The organism is Campylobacter concisus, from assembly GCF_902460545.1.
GTDB classification, from domain to species: Bacteria; Campylobacterota; Campylobacteria; order Campylobacterales; family Campylobacteraceae; genus Campylobacter_A; species Campylobacter_A concisus_AE.
On the sequence record NZ_CABPUE010000004.1, the window covers coordinates 8,444 to 15,673 of the forward strand.

9 protein-coding genes and 1 pseudogene are annotated in these 7,230 nt (G+C 33.5%); 2 read left to right on the top strand and 8 right to left on the bottom strand.

The genetic code is table 11. The annotated features are described in order from the left end of the window. Positions 1–135: 135 nt before the first annotated feature. Positions 136–465, top strand: a complete 330-nt coding sequence (locus FZ949_RS09750) for a plasmid mobilization protein (protein ID WP_148790149.1) — start codon at positions 136–138, stop codon at positions 463–465. Positions 466–512: 47 nt separating this feature from the next. Next, positions 513–2,105, top strand: coding sequence for a relaxase family protein (locus tag FZ949_RS03670; protein ID WP_103606168.1), 1,593 nt, complete (start codon positions 513–515; stop codon positions 2,103–2,105). Positions 2,106–2,771: 666 nt separating this feature from the next. On the opposite strand, the gene FZ949_RS03675 is transcribed toward FZ949_RS03670, so the two are convergent. From FZ949_RS03675 to FZ949_RS03700, 8 genes and pseudogenes are all read right to left on the bottom strand, one after another. Beyond that, positions 2,772–2,945, bottom strand: a complete 174-nt coding sequence (locus tag FZ949_RS03675; RefSeq protein ID WP_009295461.1) for a transposon-encoded TnpW family protein — start codon at positions 2,943–2,945, stop codon at positions 2,772–2,774. A gap of 62 nt (positions 2,946–3,007) precedes the next feature. Further along, positions 3,008–3,304 carry an ATP-binding protein gene (locus tag FZ949_RS09810; RefSeq protein ID WP_107698022.1) on the bottom strand — a complete coding sequence of 99 codons (297 nt, stop codon included), beginning with the start codon at positions 3,302–3,304 and terminating at the stop codon, positions 3,008–3,010. Then, positions 3,305–3,664 (bottom strand): P-loop NTPase family protein, encoded by a 360-nt coding sequence (locus tag FZ949_RS09815; protein WP_223228625.1) that lies wholly within the window; start codon positions 3,662–3,664, stop codon positions 3,305–3,307. Further along, complete coding sequence (locus FZ949_RS09820; protein ID WP_009295464.1) at positions 3,618–3,842, bottom strand: hypothetical protein; 225 nt, start codon at positions 3,840–3,842, stop codon at positions 3,618–3,620. Before FZ949_RS09820 ends, FZ949_RS09815 begins: the two co-directional genes overlap by 47 nt. Before the next feature lie 200 nt (positions 3,843–4,042). Continuing rightward, complete coding sequence (locus FZ949_RS09420; protein WP_009295465.1) at positions 4,043–4,387, bottom strand: hypothetical protein; 345 nt, start codon at positions 4,385–4,387, stop codon at positions 4,043–4,045. Positions 4,388–5,156: 769 nt separating this feature from the next. Next, positions 5,157–5,345 (bottom strand): annotated as a pseudogene (locus FZ949_RS03690) (DUF3847 domain-containing protein); the annotation flags it as partial. Positions 5,346–5,846: 501 nt separating this feature from the next. Further along, positions 5,847–6,200: a cupin domain-containing protein gene (locus FZ949_RS03695; protein WP_009295467.1), complete on the bottom strand. Its 354-nt coding sequence runs from the start codon at positions 6,198–6,200 to the stop codon at positions 5,847–5,849. Between the two features lie 77 nt (positions 6,201–6,277). Next, complete coding sequence (locus FZ949_RS03700; protein ID WP_009495139.1) at positions 6,278–7,195, bottom strand: type II restriction endonuclease; 918 nt, start codon at positions 7,193–7,195, stop codon at positions 6,278–6,280. Positions 7,196–7,230 lie beyond the last annotated feature (35 nt).

Genomic DNA, 7,230 nt, shown 5'->3' on the forward strand with positions numbered 1-7,230 from the left:
CTACCAAATTCCTTGTTTTAGGCTGTGAAATTTTATAAAATAACCTTAAAAGATATTTAAAGAGCAAGTCTGCCAAAAAATTTATGACATAGGATTTTTTGAGTGGCTTCTTTTTTAGATTAGGAGAAAATTTACGTGAGTTCTGAAAAGACAAAAAAGCGCAAGGTAACCAAAGTCATAACTAAAAGACTTAGGCTAAGTAATGCAGAATGGTTGGTAATTAATGATAAATTACAAGAAAGTGGCCTAACTTTCTCAAAATTTGCCCTAAGAGCTATGTTGTCTAAGCAGATTTATGCACCAATTATAAGGGAACTTCTAATTGAGCTATCTAGACAAGGACAAAACATGAACCAAATAGCCGCTAAATTAAATAGTGGGCAAAGCCTAGATAGAGTTGGTATCAAGATCATAGCGGACGATAATGATGTCTTACATAAAGTGTATGAAGCATTGGGTAAATAATATGTTGCTTGATTTGCCTTGTATCAATACAAATAAAGGCACTAGTGATGCTAGTTAAATTCCTTCGTACTTATACTGGTGGTGGCCTTGGGAGTGTAAATTACCTTTTAAATGAGAGAAAGGCTGCTGGAACAGCAAAAGTTATAAAAGGTGATGAAAATTTAACTAGAGCCATTATAAAAGGCATCACCTATAAACAAAAGACTTGTTTTGGTGTTTTATCATTTGAGGAGAAGTATGACTCTCTGACTGAGGAGCAGAAATTAAAAATTATCAAGGATTTTGAATATGCTCTTTTGGGTGAGTATATGCTTGAACGTACAAATGTATTATGGGTAGAACACTCAGACAAGGATGGTCGGCTTGAGTTAAATTTTCTGGTTCCCAAGATCGATCTTAAAACAGGAAAATCATTTAATCCATATTTTGCCAAATATGATCAAACTAGAATAGATCTAATTAAAAAGATCATTAACGATGAGTATGGACTATCAAGTCCAGATGATCCAGCAAAAGAACAGACTATATTATCTAGTAAGAAAAACGTCAATCATTATAAAAATTTAGAAGAGCTAGATCAAAAGTTGCACGATCTAGTTAAACAAGGATATATTAAAAATAGAGATCACATGATCGAACTTCTTGGTCAACAAGGTATTGAAGTAGCTAGATCTACCAGTAAAAGTATAACAATAATACTTCCTAATCAAAAAACAAAAAATCGTCTTAAAGGAGGAATATACGATGCAACTTTCACAAGCGCTCAAAGACTTGGAGAACTCAGCCAAAGCTCAAGCAGAAGAATTAGAGAATTCCATGATAGAAATACACAAACAGAGTGTAGAGAAAATAGGCGAAAACTTGAGGAGCTTATTGCTAAAAGAGATAGATTTAATCAAAAAAGATATGTCGAAAGAACTTCAAAAAACAATATCCTTGCATCACAAGGACAGATCGGTGATAATCTCGCTATCAGTGGCTATCTCAGTAATTTTGGGAATAGCAATTGGCTGGGTAGTGCACGCAATGATATTGAAGGAAGAAGTAGCTTGGACGATACCAAAACAATGGAGATACAGCCAACCTGCTACGGACAAGACCCAGAGGGAGTATTACATATCGATTCCAAAAGACGAAGAGATAATAGAGAACGAGAGCAGGAAATTTATATTAATGAAAATGGAGTAGAGGATGACAGCATTAGAGAAAGCATTGCTAGAAGAGAACGAGCGCTTGACGAAGACGATCGAAGACGAAAGGAGCAAGCACGAATTAGAAATAATGAATTTGCAACAAGACTGCGAGAAGAAGCTCGCGATATTACAGACAAATGTGACAGAGCTAACAAAGAAAGTCAAGAGCTTGAACAAAGATTGCAACGACGCCTTAACGGAATCTCTGCAGCAACAAAGAGATATGTACGAGAGTTCAATATCTTGCTTGGAAGAAAAATTAGAAAATTTAGAAGAAAAATTCCAAAATTTGAGAGAAGAATACGAGAGCTTACAGATAGAGCACAAGAGGCTACAAGAATATGTAGAGAATTTATAGAGGAGCGTGAATACACCCAAAAAGCCAGCATGTATCACCATGTGAGTGATGTATGCAAGGAAAAGACTCAAAGCTTAGATATGTTTTAAACGTAGAGACTCTATTAAGTTTATTGCATAATCATCTCATTTATTACTTCCAAACATTATTTGTTACGTTGCCATTTTAAAAATATATTAAAATATATTTTGCAGACTACAAAAATAATTTAGTCTAATTATTTTTATTTTTATGGCTGCCTTTAATCAACTTAAGCTTTTATTAAAAAAAGCCTATCTTGCATGGCCACTTTAATAAAGAAAATATTTTTTAAGCGTGGGTCAAGGGAGCGGCAAGCTATCCTTGCGAGCCTCTATGGAGATGCAAATGGTAACATTTTGTAGCTACATAGAGTATGCTCGCCCTAATATCTGAATTGAATTTTGGCGCATACTGGAATTAAATCAGTCCCACCAAAGAATGACTTAGTAAAAGTAAATTTTTGTAATTTTTGTGATTGGCATATTTGTCACTTGTTTATTTTGACTGATAAATTTGGATAGTCAATTATTTTATGGTTACTTTAATTAAAACTTAAAAAGCAAGAAGCTAGGAGGCAAACCACGAATGATATTAGCATCTTAAGCACCAATATAAATTCATACACTAAGCAACAGCACAAACAAGGCAGGTCTGCAAATTTTAGTGATATTTTTAACCAAAAGACCAAAGAAAAGATTAGCGAGCCAAACCTGTAACAACTTGTCAAGGACTTTCTAATCATTTTTATCATTTTTTTGATGTTTTTCACTCTCAATTTCTCTAAGCATTATGCGTTTCAATTTGTCTTGCATTGTTTCAGTAGTATTTTTATTAAAATGTACAACAACTTCATAGGTAGTTTTTCCAATCTTCTTTATTGTTTTTGTTTCTGTATTATTTTTTTGCATATCATCATTCCTTTTCTTGCAATTAAAAAGCGATTAGAATTTTTTTACTTTTCCAATCGCTCTCATTCATCTATTAAGTTTTGTGCTTTCTTCAGCTTTTCTTTGCTCTGTATTTTTCTTCTATCAAGTCCCGTTATCCTAAGAGGTAAACACATCTCGATTATCCTTGAATAAATCCTGCCAAGCATTATATCTTCCTGTTCTTTTTCTATATCTTTGAAATTAAGGTTAGTAGTTATAATGGTTGGTCTTGCCTTTAGGTATCTTGCATTGATTACATTGTAAATTTGCTCTAAGGCATATTCTGTATTTCTCTCTATTCCAAAATCATCAAGAATTAGTAGGGTAGGGCTTGTTATCTATTCGATATATTCGTTTCTATCAAGATTAAAGCCACCTTTTTGTAAGTCGTTTAATATCTGTGCAAAGTTCCTCATTTTTACTGTATGGCTATATTCTGTAATTATAGCGTTGGCAATAGCACAAGCTACATAGGTCTTGCTACTTCCTACATTTCCGTAAAGTAACAGTCCAACATTATCTTTTCTCATTTCTTCAAAATGTTTTACATAGTTCTTTGCTTTTTTGATGATTTCCTTATCTGTATCTTCATCGGCATTTTTAAAGGTGTAGGCTATTTGATTTTTGGATATAAAGCAGCTTTGTCTCAACCTATCTTGTTTTAACAGTTTTTTCTTGTTCAGCTCTATCTCTATCACATTTACAAGCCGTTCTGATAATCATAGGCTTATCCAACATCGGAATTACCTTACCGTCTATTCTTTCATTACAAATCTTGCAATAGATATGTCCGTCTTCTTCATAGTGAGTATCTTTGTTGTAGATAAAATCTGTCCCTTGAATTTTTGTAGTAATCATATTTTCTTTATCATTCATAATTTTAGTCTCCTTTTCTACATCAGGCTCTATAATGCGTTTTAAGGCTTATTTTTATCTTAACCATAGTCTGACACCTCTTTTATGATTAAACCCTTAAAAACACCTTTTATAGGCTGTCGCTGTCTTCATAGTTGGTTGAATAGGTTCTATGGCTTTTATTTTGATTATTTTTCTGTGATAGCTTTTCTTTATCCTGTTCATACCAATTCATACCAATTAAGGATTGTTACATAGTGGTCTTTGTAGTCTGTGCCTTTACTTTTGATATATCTTAATAGCTTTTCAGTCATTGTATCTGTATGACCTTTCAGCCTATCTTTTAGATTTTGGTATTTTTCATCGGTTAAATGAATATTTTGATACTCTCCATAAAGGGACACTGGGGCAACCTGTTCTATTCTCCTCTTATCTAATCTACCCTTAACTATACTATGCGGACAAACGGTTGACACTTGGTTGTCATTTGGTATACCAAGATTTTCAACCTTGATATATGCTCCATTTTCCGTTTGCGTTATACTTTGCTTTTCTTCAAGATACATCGTTTCTTTTCGTCTGTCATTTCTGATGTAGTTATTTATCTTCCAATAGGTAATGACTATAACCCCTCTTTAAAAGACAATTACAAAACCTTTTGTAATTAGAATTTTTAAGTCATCATCATTTGCCCTCATAGATAGATGAAAATACAGGCATTGGCTACTTAATGGCATATCCAAAAATAAGTCGCTATCCACTATCTTTATTGAAAACATCCTTTTATCTGCCATTTTTCTCTCCTATCTTTTGTTATGAAAATGTAGCAACAAATCGTTACTCCTTTTATCTTTTAAGGAAGTCGTGTTTCACTACCCCCTTTGATTAGTACTGTCTTTGATTTAGGTACACTCCCATTTTGGGAATGTGGCATTTGTCATCTTCTTATTTTTCTTTTGTTGTTTTAGATGTCGGTCTTAAAAATACTTTTGCTTTTCTATAAACTGAATGAGCGTTTTGAAACGGTACAATAGAAAAAGCCGACTATACTTTTAACTTTTGTTGTTTCAGTATGTCGGCTTAATGTAAGCTATCTGTTTCAAATTTTTATTGTCAAGGGTGAGCGATAGTGAATGCGCTTTACCCTTGATGATAAAAAAGCGAATGAATTATATTCAGTTGTCTTTTGCCTTTAATACGGAAAAATGCTTCGGCTTTTTTCTTTGCTCCCCGCAAGGGTAAAAGCACCGCAGGTCGCAAGGACACCTAAAGGGTGTATAATTGCGCCCTTAGAAAATCTAAGGGAATTACAATTATACTATGTCCTTGCGTTTCTTAGTCTTTTTGAAATGCTCTTTGCAAAATAGCCTTTATTTCTTCATTACTTTTCTCGCTTGCTCCCTCAATTAAACTTTCTAAGATTGCTCCTCGCTCTATCAATCTATGGTTTCGCTTTTTTCTTTCTTCAAGGCTCGTTTGCTTTCTGATTTTCTTTTCCTGATTTTTAAGCTGAGATAGTTTCTTTTCATATTTTTTTTCTTCTTACTTGCTTTCAATCTTTTCTTTTACTTTTTCTAATTCTGTTTTTATTGTCCATAAATTTCATCTCCTTTCAAGTTTTTTTCATAAGAAAAGACGATAGATGTTTTACTTTCTATCGTCTTGAATCTGTATTATTCAGCTCGACAAACTGAAATTTGACTTACTTCTTGTATTTCTCAACGATTATGCCTGCTACAATACCTACAATAAATCCCGCCGTAGTAACAGCCGAAAACTTAAACTTACCCCAAAGAGAAGGAAGCGCAGAAATCGCAAGTGCATACCAAAACAGATTACTACTGAGCAACCAACCATATAAATAACTATGCTCACCAGTTGGAATATTAGTAAATAGCCAACCAATCAAGTTGCTCTCACCAATATATCACCAGATATACAGCTATGTATCCCAATGTTATATAAACATTTTTCTTTCTCAAGTATAATCACAATCCTTTGTCAAACGGGAATTTTATTCTCCTGTCACTCGTTTATAGGATCATAGTCGGAAGGGACAGGTGCTACTATACTTACAAAGATGATATCCTCATCTCCAGTATTTTTTGCTCCGTGGCAGGAGTCTTTCTTCGATACTATGACATGGCCTTTCTTGAATGGAACCTCTTCATTAGGCTGGGGGTAGAATATTCCCTCTCCCTGAAGGACGATCCATATATCGTCGGAATTGTGGTGATAGTGCTTTTGCAATGTCTGACCGGGTTTGATAACCCAGACCGATCCGCCTGTAGATTCTGTCTGATAAAACGGTGTTCTGACAGCCTTTTCCGGATCCTCTTTTTTTACAAGGTCCATGCAATAGATTCTCTGTTCGCTCATGATTATTTGCTCCTTTGTATTCCATAGTTTAATCGAAAAAATGCGATTTAATGATATACCGACAAATTCTAATTTGTCTACTTCTTTATGTTTTTTAATCGTTCATCATAATATTCTTCTACAAATTTATGATTTTGGTGTTTTTCAATTTGCTTAGTGATAAGCTCTATCATTTGCTCATTTTGTTCTACTGTGTAGTTGAAATTTTTCCAATGAGAAACATTGTCTAAACATATTTCAACCAACTTTTCAAAGGTTAATACCCTTTCATTATCGGAATAATATGTTTCTTTTATATTTTTTGTTGTTGTAACTTGTATATTAGCCTCATATAGAGTGTTCAATACATCAGAGCTAATAGAAGTATCAAGAGTTGCTAAAAACATTTCTCTTGCACCTGTTCTTCCCATTTCTTCAGGTACTTCTTGCCATCTTTCTCTTAATGTGGTTTTTGCACTAATTAAGACAGTATTTCTCTTATTTACAATGTATTCTAAAACACCCGGAGAAACTAAATCTACCAATTTACCAAGACCTTTATTGACAAACTCTTGTTTACCTATATTACCTTGACTGTCAAGTGGAATCCCTGCACCAATCAAAATGAGTTCTATAATACTTTCAAATTCTTTACCTGCTCTACTCCTCCTACTTTGAGTATTTGACAAAGTCAAAGCATATATATGTTCCGGAAATTCTTCCACAAACCAAGTAATTGCCTCTATTGGTGTAAGAGTTTTGATATACTCATCATCAACTAACTCTTTTAGCATTTTTGAAGTAAAGTCTTTTTCTAATGGCTGAAATTCACTCCAACAGCTATTTCTAAGTTTTTCAACAACTTCACTTGCATTACTTAAAAAGAATTCTTTAGGGACTTTGTCGTATCCTAATGTAATAAAATTATCATAAACTAAGTCATAAGGCTGTTTAAAGCCTTCTTTCCTTTTTTCTTTAACTAAGTTTTTATATTCATCAAGAGAAATATTTGCCATAACTCTTTTCCTTTCTTGAAAAATTTTCTTCTATA

What these genes read in the sequence shown, in the direction of transcription:
- FZ949_RS03670 (WP_103606168.1), top strand. Translation starts at nt 513, where the DNA reads ATGCTAGTTAAATTCCTTCGTACTTATACTGGTGGTGGCCTTGGGAGT.
- FZ949_RS03675 (WP_009295461.1), bottom strand. Translation starts at nt 2,945, where the DNA reads ATGCAAAAAAATAATACAGAAACAAAAACAATAAAGAAGATTGGAAAA.
- FZ949_RS09820 (WP_009295464.1), bottom strand. Translation starts at nt 3,842, where the DNA reads ATGAATGATAAAGAAAATATGATTACTACAAAAATTCAAGGGACAGAT.
- FZ949_RS09420 (WP_009295465.1), bottom strand. Translation starts at nt 4,387, where the DNA reads ATGTATCTTGAAGAAAAGCAAAGTATAACGCAAACGGAAAATGGAGCA.
- FZ949_RS03695 (WP_009295467.1), bottom strand. Translation starts at nt 6,200, where the DNA reads ATGAGCGAACAGAGAATCTATTGCATGGACCTTGTAAAAAAAGAGGAT.
- FZ949_RS03700 (WP_009495139.1), bottom strand. Translation starts at nt 7,195, where the DNA reads ATGGCAAATATTTCTCTTGATGAATATAAAAACTTAGTTAAAGAAAAA.